This window comes from Mesorhizobium sp., assembly GCF_004963255.1.
Classification (GTDB): Bacteria; Pseudomonadota; Alphaproteobacteria; order Rhizobiales; family Rhizobiaceae; genus Mesorhizobium.
Genome location: NZ_SUGA01000105.1, coordinates 1 through 566, shown reverse-complemented (window position 1 = coordinate 566; position 566 = coordinate 1). Strand labels below are relative to the sequence as shown.

At 63.6% G+C, this 566-nt stretch carries 1 protein-coding gene; it reads left to right on the top strand.

Annotated elements, in window-relative coordinates; translation table 11 throughout:
- Nucleotides 1–566: beta-ketoacyl-[acyl-carrier-protein] synthase family protein (locus E5X34_RS32645; RefSeq protein ID WP_164760923.1), on the top strand; the 566-nt coding region annotated here is incomplete at both ends.

Below are 566 nucleotides of genomic sequence, written 5' to 3'. Positions count from 1 at the left end.
GGCAGCGACGCACCCTTCGCATGGGGCGTGCTGAAAGCATGGGAAGCAATGCGCGTGCTTTCACCCGATACCTGCCGGCCCTTCTCCGCCGATAGGAAGGGCCTGGTGCTGGGCGAGGGTGCGGGCATGGCCGTGCTGGAAAGCTACGAGCATGCCACGAGGCGTGGTGCCACAATTCTTGCCGAGATCGCCGGCGTCGGCCTTTCCGCCGATGCCTTCCACATTGCCGCGCCATCTGTCGAGGGGCCAGCGTCGGCGATGCGCGCCTGCCTTGCCGATGCCGGGCTGAATGCCGAGGACGTCGACTACCTCAACGCGCACGGCACCGGTACCAAGAGCAATGATCAGACTGAAACGGCGGCGATCAAGCGTGTGTTTGGAAACCACGCTTATTCGATGTCCATCTCTTCCACCAAGTCCACGCACGCGCATTGCCTCGGCGCAGCGAGCGCGCTTGAAATGATCGCCTGCGTGATGGCAATCCAAGAGGACGTCGTGCCGCCGACCGCCAACTATCGCGAGCCAGATCCCGCTTGCGACCTCGACATCACACCCAATGTGCCGCG